This window comes from Aeromicrobium sp. YIM 150415 (assembly GCF_016918125.1).
In the GTDB taxonomy this organism is placed as follows: Bacteria; Actinomycetota; Actinomycetes; order Propionibacteriales; family Nocardioidaceae; genus Aeromicrobium; species Aeromicrobium piscarium.
This window is the reverse complement of record NZ_JAERWM010000025.1, coordinates 48,888-64,915: the sequence shown is the minus strand read 5'-3', so window position 1 is coordinate 64,915 and position 16,028 is coordinate 48,888. Positions and strand designations below refer to the sequence as shown.

The 16,028-nt window shown below is 69.1% G+C and carries 17 protein-coding genes; all 17 read left to right on the top strand.

Annotation, left to right across the window (positions count from 1 at the left end; translation table 11 throughout):
* The first annotated feature begins 109 nt into the window (after positions 1 to 109).
* Entirely contained in the window at positions 110 to 694 is a 585-nt protein-coding gene (locus JL108_RS15945; protein WP_205199153.1) for a hypothetical protein, read from the top strand.
* Positions 691 to 966, top strand: coding sequence for a DUF6167 family protein (locus tag JL108_RS15940; RefSeq protein WP_205199152.1), 276 nt, complete (start codon positions 691 to 693; stop codon positions 964 to 966). Before JL108_RS15945 ends, JL108_RS15940 begins: the two co-directional genes overlap by 4 nt.
* The gene (gene alaS, locus JL108_RS15935) at positions 966 to 3,617 is read left to right on the top strand and encodes an alanine--tRNA ligase (protein WP_205199151.1); all 2,652 of its coding nucleotides are present in this window, start codon (positions 966 to 968) and stop codon (positions 3,615 to 3,617) included. Before JL108_RS15940 ends, alaS begins: the two co-directional genes overlap by 1 nt.
* Entirely contained in the window at positions 3,614 to 4,072 is a 459-nt protein-coding gene (ruvX, locus tag JL108_RS15930; RefSeq protein ID WP_205199150.1) for a Holliday junction resolvase RuvX, read from the top strand. The genes alaS and ruvX overlap by 4 nt, the downstream gene beginning before the upstream one ends.
* Before the next feature lie 156 nt (positions 4,073 to 4,228).
* Entirely contained in the window at positions 4,229 to 5,365 is a 1,137-nt protein-coding gene (mltG, locus tag JL108_RS15925; RefSeq protein WP_205199149.1) for an endolytic transglycosylase MltG, read from the top strand.
* Entirely contained in the window at positions 5,359 to 6,174 is an 816-nt protein-coding gene (locus tag JL108_RS15920) for a shikimate dehydrogenase (RefSeq protein ID WP_307837293.1), read from the top strand. Before mltG ends, JL108_RS15920 begins: the two co-directional genes overlap by 7 nt.
* Positions 6,175 to 6,250: 76 nt before the next feature.
* Positions 6,251 to 6,916: an A24 family peptidase gene (locus JL108_RS15915; RefSeq protein ID WP_205199148.1), complete on the top strand. Its 666-nt coding sequence runs from the start codon at positions 6,251 to 6,253 to the stop codon at positions 6,914 to 6,916.
* A gap of 45 nt (positions 6,917 to 6,961) precedes the next feature.
* Entirely contained in the window at positions 6,962 to 8,140 is a 1,179-nt protein-coding gene (gene aroC, locus JL108_RS15910; RefSeq protein WP_205199147.1) for a chorismate synthase, read from the top strand.
* Positions 8,140 to 8,646 (top strand): shikimate kinase, encoded by a 507-nt coding sequence (locus JL108_RS15905; protein ID WP_205199146.1) that lies wholly within the window; start codon positions 8,140 to 8,142, stop codon positions 8,644 to 8,646. Before aroC ends, JL108_RS15905 begins: the two co-directional genes overlap by 1 nt.
* Positions 8,643 to 9,722 (top strand): 3-dehydroquinate synthase, encoded by a 1,080-nt coding sequence (aroB, locus tag JL108_RS15900; RefSeq protein WP_205199145.1) that lies wholly within the window; start codon positions 8,643 to 8,645, stop codon positions 9,720 to 9,722. Before JL108_RS15905 ends, aroB begins: the two co-directional genes overlap by 4 nt.
* Positions 9,723 to 9,741: 19 nt before the next feature.
* Positions 9,742 to 10,788, top strand: coding sequence for a Xaa-Pro peptidase family protein (locus tag JL108_RS15895; RefSeq protein ID WP_205199144.1), 1,047 nt, complete (start codon positions 9,742 to 9,744; stop codon positions 10,786 to 10,788).
* Positions 10,785 to 11,351, top strand: a complete 567-nt coding sequence (gene efp / locus JL108_RS15890; protein ID WP_143914031.1) for an elongation factor P — start codon at positions 10,785 to 10,787, stop codon at positions 11,349 to 11,351. Before JL108_RS15895 ends, efp begins: the two co-directional genes overlap by 4 nt.
* Complete coding sequence (nusB, locus tag JL108_RS15885; protein WP_205199143.1) at positions 11,351 to 11,761, top strand: transcription antitermination factor NusB; 411 nt, start codon at positions 11,351 to 11,353, stop codon at positions 11,759 to 11,761. Before efp ends, nusB begins: the two co-directional genes overlap by 1 nt.
* A gap of 352 nt (positions 11,762 to 12,113) precedes the next feature.
* Positions 12,114 to 12,776 carry an ABC transporter permease gene (locus JL108_RS15880; RefSeq protein WP_205199142.1) on the top strand — a complete coding sequence of 221 codons (663 nt, stop codon included), beginning with the start codon at positions 12,114 to 12,116 and terminating at the stop codon, positions 12,774 to 12,776.
* On the top strand, positions 12,769 to 13,929 hold the full coding sequence (locus tag JL108_RS15875) for a betaine/proline/choline family ABC transporter ATP-binding protein (protein ID WP_205199141.1): 1,161 nt from the start codon (positions 12,769 to 12,771) through the stop codon (positions 13,927 to 13,929). Before JL108_RS15880 ends, JL108_RS15875 begins: the two co-directional genes overlap by 8 nt.
* Entirely contained in the window at positions 13,926 to 14,702 is a 777-nt protein-coding gene (locus JL108_RS15870) for an ABC transporter permease (protein ID WP_205199140.1), read from the top strand. The genes JL108_RS15875 and JL108_RS15870 overlap by 4 nt, the downstream gene beginning before the upstream one ends.
* A gap of 1 nt (position 14,703) precedes the next feature.
* Positions 14,704 to 15,675, top strand: coding sequence for a glycine betaine ABC transporter substrate-binding protein (locus JL108_RS15865; protein WP_205199139.1), 972 nt, complete (start codon positions 14,704 to 14,706; stop codon positions 15,673 to 15,675).
* The last annotated feature ends 353 nt before the right edge of the window (positions 15,676 to 16,028 follow it).

Here is a 16,028-nt window from a genome sequence, read left to right as displayed (position 1 = left end):
CCCGTACCTGAGGTGGGTGGGTACGTGATGAGGCACCGCCCACCGGCCGAGTGCGGGGTGACGCACCGCCCGACCCCCGAGACGTCCCGGTGACCGGTAACCTCGTCATATGCCTGTCGACGTCGTCGTGCTCGTCGTGGCCGCGGTCCTCGCCGTGGTCGCGCTCGTCGCCGCCGTCGTCGCCCTGCGCGCGGTCCGCGAAGTCAAGGCCCTGCGCGAACAACCCCCCGAACCCGTTGAGTGGGGCGTTCGGACGGCGGAAACGACGAGTTCACCGTCCGAACGTTCACCCAAGGACTCCGCTGCGCTCCGTCTCCCCCAAGCACTCCGCAGAGCTCCGTGCAGGGAGGTGCCCCCAGGGAGGTACCCGCACCCTCAACGGGGAGGCGATGCGCAGCTCGCGGTCCGCCGGGCCGCGGAGCCGCAGGAGGCACGCGTGATCGAGGGCCGGGTCATCGTCCCGCCGACCCAGGAGCAGGTGGTCGCGGCCCAGATGACCCGACCGGGCGTGCGGATCGCGATCGTCCTCTCGGGGGTGGCGCACGCGTTGCGTCCCGAGAGCCGCGACCGGATCAGCGGGCTGGTGCGCCGCGAGTACCGGCAACGGCGTCGAGCGCGTCAGCGTGCCGGCAGGCGGGCGGCGCGCGCTACCAACAGCCCACCGACGCAGACCGACGGATGGATGAGCTCATGACTCCACGTGCCCTTTGGTTCGTCGCCGGCACAGCGGCCGGGGTATATGCCTCGGTCAAGGCCCGGCGGGCGGCCTACCGGATCTCGATGCCCGGACTGATCGACCAGGCCGGCGCCCTCGGCTCGGGCTGGCGAGCGTTCAGCGCCGAGATGCGCGACGGCCGCCAGGCCAAGGAGCACGAGCTGCGCACCCAGGTGCTGGGCGCGCCCGAGCTCGGAGCGTCCGCCCACGACCCCTCCCACCCACTGGAAATCGAGAAGGACCCCACCTGATGGACACCGCTGAGATCCGGCGCCGCTTCCTGGCTCACTTCGAGGCCGCCGGCCACACGGTCGTGCCGTCCGCGCCCCTGCTGCTCGACGATCCCAATCTGCTGTTCGTCAACGCCGGCATGGTGCCGTTCAAGCCGTACTTCCTCGGTCAGGAGACCCCTCCGTTCGACCGTGCGACCAGTGTGCAGAAGTGCGTCCGCACGCTCGACATCGAGGAGGTCGGCAAGACCACGCGGCACGGCACGTTCTTCCAGATGAACGGCAACTTCTCCTTCGGCGACTACTTCAAGGAGGGGGCGATCACCCACGCGTGGAATCTCATCACCGGGAGCGTCGCCGACGGCGGGCTCGGATTCGATCCCGCGGACATCTGGGTCACGGTGCTGCACAGCGACACCGAGGCACGTGAGCTGTGGAAGAAGATCGCGGGCCTGCCCGACGAGCGCATCCAGAACCGCGGACTCCTCGACAACTACTGGCACATGGGCGTCGAGGGCCCCGGCGGGCCCTGCTCGGAGATCTACGTCGACCGCGGCCCGCAGTATGGTCCCGATGGCGGCCCTGAGGCCGATGAGGACCGTTTCCTGGAGATCTGGAACCTCGTGTTCATGCAGGAGGAGATCACCAACGTGCGCGCCAAGGACGTCTTCGACGTCGTCGCGCCGCTGCCGCAGCAGAACATCGACACCGGCATGGGTCTCGAGCGCGTCGCCTATCTGCTGCAGGGCAAAGAGAACATGTACGAGATCGACGAGGTCTTCCCGGTCATCGCGAAGGCTGCCGAGCTCAGCGGCAAGCGGTACGGCGCCGATCCCGTCGACGATGTCCGCTTCCGGGTCGTGGCCGACCACGTGCGCAGCGGCCTCATGCTGATCGGCGACGGTGTCACCCCGGGCAACGAGTCCCGCGGCTATGTCCTGCGCCGCCTGCTGCGCCGCGCCGTCCGCTCGATGCGACTGCTCGGCTACGAGGCGCCGGCACTGCCCGAGCTGCTGCCCGTCAGCCTCGACAAGATGAAGGCCTCGTATCCCGAGCTCGAGGTCGACTTCGCGCGCATCAGCCAGGTCGCCTACGCCGAAGAGGATGCCTTCCGCTCCACCCTCGCCAAGGGCACGCAGGTCTTCGACCTCGCCGCGAGCTCCACCAAGGAGTCCGGCCGCAGTGTGCTCGCCGGCGATCAGGCCTTCGCGCTGCACGACACCTACGGCTTCCCGATCGACCTGACCCTCGAGATGGCCGCCGAGCAGGGACTGACGGTCGATGAGGAGGGCTTCCGCGGTCTCATGGCCGAACAGCGTGCGCGGGCCAAGGCCGATGCCAAGGCCAAGAAGGGCAGTCACGCCGACACCAGCCTCTACCGCGAGACCCTCGACACGCACGGTCCCACCGACTGGCTGGCCTACACGACCCTCAGCACCGAGTCGAGCGTGCTCGCGCTCTACGCGCAGGGCGCCGCAGTTCCCGCGGCGGGTGCCGGCACGGTCGCGGAGGTCGTGCTCGATCGCACGCCGTTCTACGCCGAGTCCGGTGGACAGAATGCCGACGCCGGAATGCTGTCGTGGGACGGCGGTCGTGCCGAGGTGCTCGATGTGCAGCGTCCCGTGAGGGGGCTCGTCGTCCATCAGGTGCGCGTCTTGGAGGGCGAGCTGACGCTCGACACCTCACTGTCGGCCGATGTCGACCGCGACTGGCGGGTCGGCGCGGCCCAGGCGCACTCGGGTACGCACGTCGTGCATGCCGCGCTACGCGAGGTGCTCGGCCCGACGGCGCTGCAGTCCGGCTCGTACAACCGTCCCGGCTACCTGCGACTCGACTTCGGCTGGAACGGTGCCCTGTCTCCCGAGCAGCTGCGCGATGTCGAGGAAGCCTCCAACCGTGCCCTCCGCGAGGATCTCGCGGTCTCGGCAGCGGTGATGCCGCTGGCCAAGGCACGCGAGATCGGCGCCCTGGCACTGTTCGGCGAGACCTACGGCGAAGATGTCCGCGTGGTCGAGATCGGCGGCCCCTGGTCGCGCGAGCTGTGCGGCGGCACCCATGTGCAGCGGTCGAGCCAGATCGGCACCGTGGTGGTCACCTCCGATGCCTCCGTCGGAGCGGGCAACCGCCGTGTCGAGGCCCTCGTCGGACTCGAGGGATTCCAGTACCTGGCCCGTGAGCGCGACCTGGTCCTGCAGCTCACGGACCTGCTCAAGGCCAAGCCCGACGATGTCCCGCACCGCGTGTCGGACCTGATGTCGCGCCTCAAGGCGACCGAGAAGGAGCTCGAGAAGTTCAAGAGCGCCCAGCTCCTCGGTGCCGCCGGAGACCTGGCCAAGGGGGCGCGCGATATCGGAGGAGTCGCCCTCGTGACGCACCGGGCGGATGGTGTGGGCGGCGGCGATGTTCGGCAGATGGCCCTCGACATCCGTGGACGTCTGTCAGACCGGCCCGCGGTGGTCGTCGTCATCGGCACCGCCGGTGACAAGCCCAGCGTCGTGGTCGCCGTGAACCCGGCCGCGCAGGAGCGCGGCGTCGCGGCGAACCAGCTCATCGGGGTGATCGGCGAGAAGATCGGTGGCCGCGGAGGCGGCAAGGCCGATGTCGCCCAAGGCGGTGGCACCGATCTCGGTGGCATCGAGGCGGCCTTCGCAGCGGTGGAGGCTGCCCTTTGAGGCCGGGCCGTCGCCTGGGGATCGATGTCGGCGATGTCCGGATCGGTGTCGCCGCGAGCGATCCGGAGGGTCTCATCGCCTCACCGCTCGAAACGGTCCCCGCGAAGGGTGATCCGATCGCCCGGATCCTCGCCATCGCGGGGGAGTACGAGCCGATCGAATGTGTCGTCGGGCTGCCCATCGGACTGTCCGGTCAGGAGGGCGCGGCCGCGGCCAAGGCCCGCGCCTTCGCCGGACGACTGATCGCGGCGCTCCCCGGAGTCTCGATACGGTTGGTCGACGAACGGATGTCCACGGTGACCGCGGCGAGCCAGCTGCGGGCATCGGGACGTAACGCGAAGAAGTCGCGCTCGGTCATCGATCAGGCTGCGGCGACTGTCATCTTGCAGACGGCCTTGGACGCCGAACGCACGCGGGGAACCGCCCCGGGTGAACTCATCGAAGGGACCGCATGAGCGAGCGAAGCGAGCGAACGATGGGTACTGACGAATGCCGCCGTCGCCTAGGGTGCTTTTTCCAGGTGGTGGCGGCATGAGCGAGCGAAGCGAGCGAACGATGGGTACTGACGAGTGCCGCCGTCGCCTAGGGTGCTTTTTCCAGGCGGTGGCGGCATGAGCGACCGGAACGACAGCGGGCTGAACCTGCTCACCGGGGGCTCAGGGGATGACGGTGGCCCTGCGCGCAGCGCCGGACATCGTCGCGCCGAGCCGCCGCGCCGTTCATCCGTGGGCAAGCTCGTGGCGATCCTGGTGGCGATCGTGCTCGTGGTGCTCGCCGGCTTCTGGGTCGTGGGCCAGATCCGCGATCGCTTCGGCGCACCGGCCGACTACGAGGGCAATGGCGAGGGCGAGACGACCGTGCAGATCGTCGAGGGCGCCAACGGCGGGCAGATCGCGCAGGTGCTCTACGACGCCGACGTGGTCGCGTCCACCGAGGCCTTCTACCGGCTGTCGTTGAACGACGAGCGCGCGCAGACCATCCAGCCCGGCACCTATCAACTGCGCGAGAAGATGTCGGCGGAGGCGGCCCTCGCGGCGTTGAGCGATGTGAGCAATCGCCTGGAGGCGCGGGTCACGATCCCCGAGGGCTCGCGCATCGACGACATCATCCCGGCGATCGCGGAGAACACCGATCTCACCGAGGAGGATCTGCGGGCGGCGCTCGAGGATCCCGCCGCGATCGGATTGCCGGAGGTCGCCGGGGGCAATCCGGAGGGCTATCTCTTCCCCGAGACCTATTTCGTCGAGCCGGACACGACCGCGGTGCAGCTCATCGGGCAGATGGTCGCGCAGACCGCGCAGGTCACCGAGAGCCTCGACATCGCGAACCGCGCCTCCGAGCTCGGCTACAACGGCGAGGAGATCATGACGGTCGCCAGCATCCTCGAGCGCGAGGTCAACAACGACGAGGACTTCCGCAAGGCCGCTCGGGTCATCTACAACCGGCTCGACGACGGTATGCCGCTGCAGATGGACTCGACGGTGCACTATGTCAGCGGCCGCCAAGGGGATGTCTTCACGACCCCGGACGAGCGCGATGCCGATACCCCCTACAACACGTACCGGTATGCCGGGCTGCCTCCGGGTCCGATCGGGTCGCCGGGCAGGGCGGCCATCGAGGCGGCGCTGAACCCCGACGAGGGCGACTGGATGTACTTCGTCGCGGATCCGGAGACCGGGGAGACGACCTTCAACGACACCTACGAGCAGCATCAGCAGGCGTGTCAGGACGCTGGATTCCAGTGTTGACCTCTCAGCGGCGCTGCGCGGTGGTGGGCCGCCCGGTCGCGCATTCGCTCTCCCCGGTCATGCACCGGGCGGCGTACGGCGTGCTCGGGCTTCCGTGGACGTACGACGCGGTCGAGCTCGCCGACGGCGAGCTGGCCCGTTTCGCCGATGGGCTCGACGAGACGTGGAGGGGGCTGTCGGTGACGATGCCCTTCAAGCGCGAGGCCGCCGCCCTGGCCGCCCACCGCACGGACGATGTGGTCTTCCTCGGCGTGGCCAACACGCTGGTACGCGAGGAGGACGGCTGGTACGCGTCCAATACCGACGTGCCCGGAGCTGTCCTGGCGCTGCGCGAGGCGGGGATCGAGCGGGTCGAGACGGTCCGGATGCTGGGGGCGGGTGCCACCGCGGCGTCGCTGGTATTGGCCGCGTCGCGGTTGGGTGCTCGATCGGTCGAGCTCTTCGTCCGCGACGCGGCGCGAGCGAGCGAGGTCGTCGCGGTCGCTCACGAGCTCGCCCTGGATGTCGACGTCGTCGATCTCCACGCACCCGCCGATGCGTCCGTGGACCTGCTCGTCAACACGATCCCGGCTGCCGCGGTGGCCGGACGCGAGCATGCCCTCGCCGGTGCCGCGAACGCCGTGTTCGAGGCGATCTACGATCCGTGGCCCACCTCGTTGTTGAGCGCCGCCCAGGAGGAGGGACTGGCCACCGCTACCGGTCTCGACCTGCTGGCGCACCAGGCTGTGCTCCAGCTGCTTGCGATGACCGGCGAGGCCGTCGCGCCCGATCTGCTGCGTGAGGCCGCGTTGGAGGCCCTGGGCGTCTGACTCGCCGATCCGCGGTTGTCCACAGGGCTGGACCGTTACGCCCGCCTCCCGCCGGTGCACACGGTAGGGTCGGCGCGTGCCTGCCGCCTCGTTGACCGTCGTCGCCGCCGCGCTCATCGCCGCTGCGACGCGGTGGTGGCTCGCTCGCCTGCCGGAGCCGGAGGTGGACGTCGATGAGCACAAGATTCCCTACGCCGAGCTCGCGCGGCCGGTGGTGCCGACCTTGGCCATGGTCGTGCTCGCCGCCCTCCTCGCGGCGGTCGCGGCCTGGCAGCTCCCGCCCGTCCTGTTGCCGGCCTGGGCGGTGGTGGCCGGCGTGGCACCGGTCCTGGCCTATGTCGACCTGCGGACGCACCTGTTGCCCTATCTCATCGTGGCCCCGACCTACCTGGCGGTGTGGGCGTTGACCCTCGGCGTCGCGATCGGCACCCGCGACGCGGGCCTGGCCCTCGCCGCGCTGATCGGCAATGTCGTGGTCTTCGCTGTGTTCTGGATCCTGTACGTCATCGCCGGCCGGTTCCTCGCGGGGGGCTTCGGCTACGGCGACGTGCGGCTCTCGGCGGTCCTGGGAGTGCTGCTCGGTCCCTTGGGCGCTTCGGCGACCTTCGTGGGGATCTACGCCGGATTCGTCATCGCCGCCATCGCCGGCGTGGTACGTAACCGGGGACGGGTCCGAGGTGGTCCGCCGGTGGCCTTCGGTCCGGCCATGGTCGTGGGTGCCTTCGTCGCCGTGTTCGTCTGACGGGCGCATCGCGGGCGTCGGCGCGCCCCGTGAAAGAATCGCCCCATGCTTCGTTGGTTGACGGCCGGAGAATCGCACGGCCCAGCGCTGGTGGCAACCCTCGACGGCCTGCCGGCAGGTGTCGAGGTCGGGAGTGCGGAGATCGGTGCGGCTCTCGCGCGTCGTCGTCTCGGTTACGGTCGCGGTGCACGGATGAACTTCGAGGCGGATGCCTTGGAGATCATCGGCGGCATCCGCCACGGGCTCACCCTCGGCAGTCCGGTGGCGCTGCGGATCGGCAATTCCGAATGGCCCAAGTGGGAACGGGTCATGGCGGCCGATCCGATCGATCCCGAGGAGCTCGCCGGGCTCAAGCGCGGTGCTCCGCTGACCCGTCCGCGGCCCGGACACGCCGACCTGGCCGGCATGCAGAAGTACGACTTCGACGAAGCTCGTCCGATCCTCGAACGAGCGAGCGCCCGCGAGACCGCGGCGCGCGTCGCGCTCGGCGAGATCGCTGCCCGGTTCCTGCGTCAGGCCACGGGTGCCACGATCGTCAGTCACGTGGTCGAGCTGGGCACCGTCGTGGCTCCGGCCGGGATCGTGCCCACCGCCGAGGACGTCGAGCGGCTCGACGCCGATCCGCTGCGGTGTGCCGATCCGGCCACGTCCGAGCGGATGGTCGCCGAGGTCGACGCTGCGCACAAGGACGGTGACACGCTCGGCGGCATCGTCGAGGTGGCGGTCTGGGGACTGCCTCCCGGACTCGGCTCCCACACGCAGTGGGATCGCCGCCTGGACAGCCGATTGGCCGGAGCGCTGATGGGGATCCAGGCGATCAAGGGGGTCGAGCTCGGCGACGGTTTCGAGCTCGCGCGGACGCGCGGTTCCGCCGCCCATGACGAGATCGTGCCCACCGACGACGGCATCCGCCGCGTGAGCGATCGATCCGGCGGCACCGAGGGCGGCATGACCACCGGCGAGCTCCTGCGGGTGCGCGCCGCGATGAAGCCGATCGCCACCGTCCCGCGGGCGTTGCGCACCGTCGATGTCGCCACCGGCGAGGGGGCCGCTGCCCACCACCAGCGTTCCGATGTCTGCGCCGTGCCCGCGGCGGGGATCGTCGCCGAGGCGATGGTCGCCCTGACACTGGCCGATGCCGTGCTCGAGAAGTTCGGCGGCGACTCGGTGGGCGAGACCCGCCGTAACGTGGAGTCCTATCTGGCCAATCTGAGGTTCCGCTGATGGCACCGATCGTGATCGTCGGCCCGCCAGGAGCGGGCAAGTCGACGATCGCGCAGCTGGTCGCCGAACGCATCGGCCTGGCCGTCCGCGATACCGATGCCGATGTCGAGGCCGAGCAGGGTGTCAGCGTCCAGGACATCTTCGTCGAGGCCGGCGAGGCGAGATTCCGCGAGCTGGAGCATGCGGCGGTGGCGCGGGCACTCGCCGAGCACGACGGGATCGTCTCGCTCGGTGGTGGCGCTCCCGTCCACGAGGACACCCGCAAGCTCCTGCGCGAGCACCGCGTGGTGTTCCTCGACGTCGGTCTCGCGCAGGCGGCGGCTCGTGTGGGCATGAACTCCGGGCGCCCCCTGCTGCTCGGCAATGTCCGCGGGCAGCTCAAGAGGCTGATGGACGAGCGGCGGCCGATCTATCTCGAGGTGGCGACCACTGTCATCGACACCGATGCCCTGTCGCCCGATGAGGTGGCCGATGCTGTCATCGCCTTCGTGGAGGAGGTCCGATGAGGCGGCTGGCGGTCGCGACGGCGCAGCCCTATGAGGTGGTGGTCGGCGCGGGTGCCGTGGGTGAGCTCTCCGGACTGGTGCCCACCGATACCGAGCGGGTGGCGATCGTGCACGCGCCCGCGGTGACCGACCGGGCGGAGGCTCTGGCGGCGGAGCTGGCGCACCTGCAGGTACTGCTCATCGAGACTCCGGACGGCGAACAGGCCAAGACTCCCGAGTTCCTCGCGCATTGCTGGAGCCTGCTCGCCCAGCACGGCTACACGCGGTCGGATCTCGTCGTCGGGGTCGGCGGGGGAGCGACCACCGATCTGGCCGGCTTCCTCGCCGCGAGCTGGTTGCGTGGCGTGCGATTCGTGACGGTGCCCACCACGGTGCTGGGCATGGTCGACGCGGCCGTCGGTGGCAAGACCGGCATCAACCTGCGCGAGGGCAAGAACCTCGTCGGCGCTTTCCACGAGCCGATCGGTGTGCTGTGCGACCTCGACGCGCTCGCGACGCTCCCGGCGGCGGAGATCCGCAGCGGACTGGCGGAGATCGTCAAGTGTGGTTTCATCGCCGATCCGGACATCCTCGACATCGTCGAGAGGGACCCGGCCGCGGCCGCCGACCCGTACGATCCGGTACTCGCCGGCCTGATCGGGCGCGGCATCGCGGTCAAGGCCGCGACAGTGGCGGGGGATCTCACCGAGCGCGGCCCCGGGGGAGCCATCGGCCGCGAGGCGCTCAACTACGGGCACACGCTGGGTCATGCGATCGAGCGGCACGAGCGGTATGGCATCCGGCACGGCGAGGCGATCGCGATCGGCATGGTCTTCGTCGCGGAGCTGGCGCACCGGGCCGGGCGTATCGACTCGCGACTGCTGGCGCGGCACCGTCGCCTGCTGTCCTCGGTCGGGCTGCCCACCACCTACCGCGCCGACCAGTTCGATCAGCTGATGGCCGGGATGCGTCTGGACAAGAAGTCGCGGGGCTCCACCCTGCGCTTCGTCGTGCTCGACGCATTGGCCCGTCCGTCCATCCTCGCCGCCCCCGACGAGACCCTCTTGCGCTCCAGCTACGAGGCGATCCTCGAATGATCATGTCCGCCGTGGCGCGATGAGCAGGGCTGACCGCCGCGAGAGGCTCGGCCGGCTGATCGCCGAGCAAGGGGCCGACGCGCTCTACGTGGGCGATCTGGTCAATGTCCGGTACCTCACGGGATTCACCGGGTCCAATGGCGCGGTGCTGGTCTTCGCCGACGGATCGACGGTGTTCTTCACCGACGGACGCTACCGCGACCAGGCCGCCCAGGAGCTGCCCGATGTCGAGCACGTCATCACCCGGCACCTGCTGGACGAGGCACGTCACCGCGCCCGTGGCCTCCTGCTGGCCGAGACCCACGTGCTGAGCGTCGACGCCTGGCGCCGGCTCGGCGAGCCCGTCTCGTCCGGGAGGCTGGTGGAACGGTTACGCGAGGTCAAGGACGACGGCGAGATCGAGTCCCTCCGCCGAGCCTGCGCTGTCTCGGCGGAGGCCCTCGAGCAGTTGCTCGACGGCCGGCTCGTCGGCCGTACCGAGCGCGAGCTCGCCCGCGAGCTCGAGGACCGCATGTTCCGGCTCGGGGCCCAGGACAAGGCCTTCGACACGATCCTCGCGGCGGGCGAGAACTCGGCCATCCCGCACCATCACCCGACCGACCGCATCGTCGAGCGCGGCGACCTGCTGAAGATCGACTTCGGCGCGCTGGTCGACGGCTATCACGCGGACTGCACACGCACCGTCGTGCTCGGGAAGGCCGCCGACTGGCAGCGCGAGATCTACACCGCCGTGCGGGAGGCGCAGGCGGCCGGACTGGAGCGACTCCGCGCCGGTGTGCCGGTCGCCGAGTCCTACACGGCCGCCACCACCTCGCTCGACACCGCGGGATGGTTGTCGGCCTTCACCACGGGCCTCGGGCACGGGGTCGGCCTGCAGATTCACGAGGACCCGTTCATCGGCGCGGCGCACCCCGGTAGACTCACTCGGCGCACTGTCTTGACGATGGAGCCCGGCATCTACCTGCCCGGGCGTGGGGGAGTGCGCATCGAAGACACCGTCGTCGTGACGGACGCCGCACCCGAGGTGCTGACCACGACGGCCAAAGACCTCATGGAGATCGCCTGATGGCCACCACGAACGACTTGAAGAACGGCATGGTGCTCAATATCGACGGACAGCTCTGGTCCGTCATCTGGTTCCAGCACCACAAGCCCGGCAAGGGCGGCGCGGTCGTGCGCACCAAGCTGAAGAACGTCACGAGCGGCAAGACGGTGGATCGCACCTTCAATGCCGATGTCAAGGTCGACGTCGCCAATGTCGACAAACGCGATATGCAGTTCCTGTACCACGACGGCACCTCCTATGTGTTCATGGACAACTCGACCTACGACCAGCTCGAGCTGAACGACGCCGTGGTCGGCGACGCCAAGGACTACATGCTGGAGAACCAGAACGCCGTGGTCGCGGTCAATGAGGGCAACCCGCTCTACATCGAGCTGCCGGCCTCGGTCGAGCTGACCGTCGAGTACACCGAGCCGGGTCTGCAGGGCGACCGCTCCAGCGGCGGCACCAAGCCGGCCCGCCTGGAGACCGGCAAGGAGATCCAGGTGCCGCTGTTCATCGACAACGGCGAGCGGGTCAAGGTCGACACCCGCGACGGCAGCTACCTCGGGCGCGTCTCGGCCTGATGGGAGCACGTACGCGCTACCGCAAGCGGGCCTTGGACATCCTCTTCGAGTCCGAGGCCCGCGGCGGTGACCTCTCGGCGACCCTCGCCGACCGGGTCGCGGTGAACGATCCACCCATCAACGCCTACACGGTGGCGCTCGTCGAGGGTGTCACCGCCCATCAAGCCCGGATCGACGGTCTGCTCGCGGAGAACGCGCGCGGCTGGACCCTCGAGAGGATGCCGGCGGTCGACCGCAATCTGCTGCGGATCGGCGCCTACGAGATCCTCTACAACGACGACGTCCCTGACGCCGTCGCCGTGAGCGAGGCCGTCGACCTCGCGACGGACCTGTCCACCGACGAGTCCCCGCGTTTCGTCAGCGGTCTGCTCAGCCGGGTGGTCGAGCTGAAGCCCTCCCTGACGGAGTAACCCCCCCCCCCCCCCCACGCGTGGGTGGTGAGCTGTCAACGACCCTCGTCCCAGAGCGCTGGTTGACTGCTCACCGCCCTCTGCGAGCGGGGAGCCGGCGAGCTGGTCGACCATGGTGGATCGTCCCGGGCCGATTCCGTATGTCGCCGAGCGCCGACGTCTCACCATGCGACCGGCGCGAGTGGAGCAGATCCGATCTTTTTTCCTCGGTCAAAAGTTCCACTTAATGCGGGGCGAATGGGGGATTCAGCACCCCTGATCTCGCCCGCGCCGGGCTGCGAGCGCGGCAGAAGCCCGTTACCGTCATGTGCTGGCCGCGAAAGCCGTGGCCGCTCACGGACGAGGACGGTGCATGACGGCCATCTCCGATTTCTTCACGTTCATCGGGGAACGATGGTCGGTGCTGTCGTTCCTCGCCTACCAACACATGAGCCTGGTCGTCCAGAGTCTGCTGCTCGCGACGCTGCTCGCGCTGGTGCTCGGGGTTCTCGCCACGCAGACCAACTGGGGCGTCACCGTCGCCCAGACCTTCTCCGCCGTCGGCCTGACGATCCCGTCCTATGCCCTGCTGGGTCTGCTCGTCGGCATCGTCAGCATCGGCGTCCTGCCGTCGGTCATCGTCCTGGTGTTCTTCGGCTTCCTGCCGATCCTGCGCAATGTCGTCGTCGGACTGCGCGGGGTGGACCCGGCGCTGATCGAGTCCGCCCGGGGCATGGGCATGAGCCGGATGGCCACCCTCGTGCGCCTGGAGATTCCGCTGGCATGGCCCGTCATCATGACGGGGGTCCGCGTGTCGGCCCAGATGCTCATGGGGGTCGCCGCCATCGCGGCCTTCGCCCTCGGACCCGGCCTCGGCGGCTACATCTTCTCGGGCATCTCCCGTATGGGCGGCGCCAATGCCACCAACTCCGTGGTGGCGGGCACGCTCGGCATCATCATCCTGGCCATCATCCTCGACGTCGTCCTCAACCTGTTGACGCGACTCACGACCTCGAAGGGCATCGCACGTGTCTGAGACCACCAGTACCGCCGGCGAGCGCATCCTCCTCGACGGCATCACCAAGAAGTACCCCGGACAGAGCGACCCAGCGGTCGACGACATCACGATCGAGTTCCCCGCGGGCGAGATCGTCATGCTCGTCGGTCCCTCGGGCTGCGGCAAGACGACCACGATGAAGATGATCAACCGGCTCATCGAGCCGACCTCGGGCCGCATCCTCATCGGCGAGGAGGATGTCACCGACACCGATCCCGATGAGCTCCGCCGCCGCATCGGCTACGTCATCCAGGGAGCCGGGCTCTTCCCGCACTTCACGGTCGGCGACAACATCGCCCTGGTGCCGCGGATGCTCAAGTGGGACAAGAAGAAGGTGAGCGATCGCGTCGACGAGCTGCTCGACCTGGTCGGCCTGGACCCGGCCGAATACCGCGACCGCTATCCGCGCGAGCTCTCCGGCGGCCAGCAGCAGCGCATCGGCGTGGCCCGGGCGCTCGCCGCCGACCCGCCGGTCCTGCTGATGGACGAGCCCTTCGGCGCCGTCGACCCGATCACCCGTCAGCGCCTCCAGGACGAGCTGCTCCGCCTGCAGGAGGAGCTGCACAAGACCATCGTCTTCGTGACGCACGACTTCGACGAGGCGCTCAAGCTCGGCGATCGCATCGCGATCCTGCAGACCGGCTCGCAGATCGTGCAGTACGACACACCCGAGCAGATCCTCGCGAACCCGGCCGACGAGTTCGTCGAGGGCTTCGTCGGTGCCGGCGCGGCGCTCAAGCAGCTCTCGCTCACCCGGGTGCGCGATATCGAGCTGCACGAGGCGGCCGTCGCCCACGTCGGCGACGACCCGGCCGATGCGATCTCGGCGGCCGAGGCCATCGGCCGCGAGCACGTGGTGGTCCTCGACCGATTCGAGCGGCCGCAGCGCTGGGTCTCCCTGCGAGAGCTGCGCCGCATGACGAATCTGGAGAACGTGCGCCGGGACACGGACCTGGAGACCGTCTCCCTCGCCTCGACCCTCAACGACGCCCTCGATGAGATGTTGACGTCCTCGCACGGGGTGGTCGTGGTCACCGGACGCCGCAACTCCTATCAGGGCGTCGTGCGGGTCGAGACCGTCATGGAGGCGATGCAGCAGCTGCAGCAGCCGCCGACGGAAGCGGTGACATGAGCACCGCTGAGACCTCGACCCTCGACACCGCGACCTCGGCCGGCCCGGACAAGCCGGGCATCGCCCGGTACGTGACCCAGCCGCTGGTCTGCGTGCTGGTCGTCGTCGGCTGCCTGGTCTTCGTGCAGGTCGCCGATGTCTCCGACAGCGAGGCGCGCTCCCTCGCCGTCGGCAATCTCCTGCCGCTCTTCGGACAACACCTGAGTGTCAGCTTCATCGCCACCTTGGTCACCGTCGCGGTCGCTGTGCCGGTGGGCGTGCTGCTGACCCGCGGGCCGATGCGCCGGTTCTCCAAGCCGATCATCACGGTCGCCGGATTCGGGCAGGCCGCGCCGGCGATCGGCCTGATCGCCCTGGGCGCAGCGATCTTCGGCATCGGTACCCTCGGAGCCACCGTGGCGCTGGTCGTCTACGGTCTGCTGCCGATCATCGCCAACACGGTGGCCGGTATCGACTCCGTCGACGCGAAGCTCGTCGAGGCCGGCCGCGGTATGGGCATGTCCGGACTGGCGACCCTCCTGCGGGTCGAACTGCCGCTCGCCCTGCCGATCATCATCGCCGGCGTGCGCACGGCGCTCGTGCTCATCGTCGGCACCGCGGCCCTGGTGTCCTTCACCGGTGGCGGCGGACTGGGCCAGCTCATCACCTCGGGGATCAAGCTGCAGCAGGATGTGGTCCTCGTCATCGGTGCCTTGCTCATCGCCGCGCTCGCGCTGTTCATCGACTGGATCGCCCGGGTCGTGGAGATCGTGGCGTCGCCGAAGGGAGTCTGACGTGTCCATCCGCCGACTTCGTGCCCTGACCCTCGCCGGGGCCGCCACCGCTCTGCTGGCCGCCGGATGCGGCCTGCAGTCCTCCTCCGGAGCCGTGCTCTCGGCCGAGCCGGCCGACATCGAGCACTACGACTCGCTGGAGGGCGTGCCGGTGACGGTCGTGGCGAAGGACTTCACCGAGCAGCTGGTGCTCGGCAACATGGTTTCGACCATCCTCGACGTCGCCGGCGCCGATGTCACCAATATGTCGAACACGCCGGGCTCCTTCGGAGCGCGCCAGGCCATGCTCGACGGTGACGCGGACATCTCCCCGGAGTACACCGGCACCGGCTGGATCAACTACCTCGGCAACGACGAGCCGGTCAAGGGCGAGGAGGAGCAGTGGCAGGCGGTACTGGAGGCAGACGAGCCCAATGGCCTCGTCTGGCTCCCACCGTCGCCGATGAACAACACCTACGCCTTCGCGATCCGCGAGGACAAGGCCGAGGAGCTCGGCGTCGAGAAGTTCTCCGATCTGCTGGAGCTGCCGCCCGAGGAGCTCACCTTCTGCGTCGAATCGGAGTTCGCGACCCGCAACGACGGTTTCGAGCCGATGCTCGCCGCCTACGACCTCACCCCGGGCGATCTCGCCGATGTGCTCACCCTCGACACGGGTGTGGTCTACACCGCGACAGCCGAGGGCCGCTGCAACTTCGGCGAGGTGTTCACCACCGACGGACGCATCCCCGGCCTCGACCTGCGCGTGCTGGAGGACGATCGGCAGTTCTTCCCGCTCTACAACCTCTCGATGGTGGTCAGTGCCGACCTGCTCGACGAGCATCCGGAGATCCAGGAGGTCCTCGACCAGGTCTCGCCGCTCATCACCAACGAGGTCATGCTCGAGCTGAACGCGCGGGTCGACAGCGACGGCGAGGACCCGGCGATCGTCGCCCGCGACTGGTTGGTCGAGGAAGGTCTCGTCGAGCTGCCCTGACCCGGGCCGCCTCCCCGGTCTCGTGGTGGGCGGTGACCTGCGCACGTGTCCGATCCTCGAGCGGTGGCTCAGGCACCTCTCCGGCGTGACGAGACGTGCGTAGCTCACCGCTCCTCGTGGCGAGGGGTGCGTAGCTCACCTGTAAGTCTTTGTGGTGGCTGGCCTGGGGCTGGCTGGTGGGGTGATGCTGGTTCTGCTCGTGTCGTGACTCGTAGCTCACCTGGCTCCATTCGTGGATGCCTTCTGTGGCGATTTGTCCGGCGCGGGCGGCGCCGGCGTCGTCCCTGGCCCACCAGGATGGCTTGATCAGAAGCATGTCCGACCCCTGCGGGTTGTGACCCATTACAGGACTG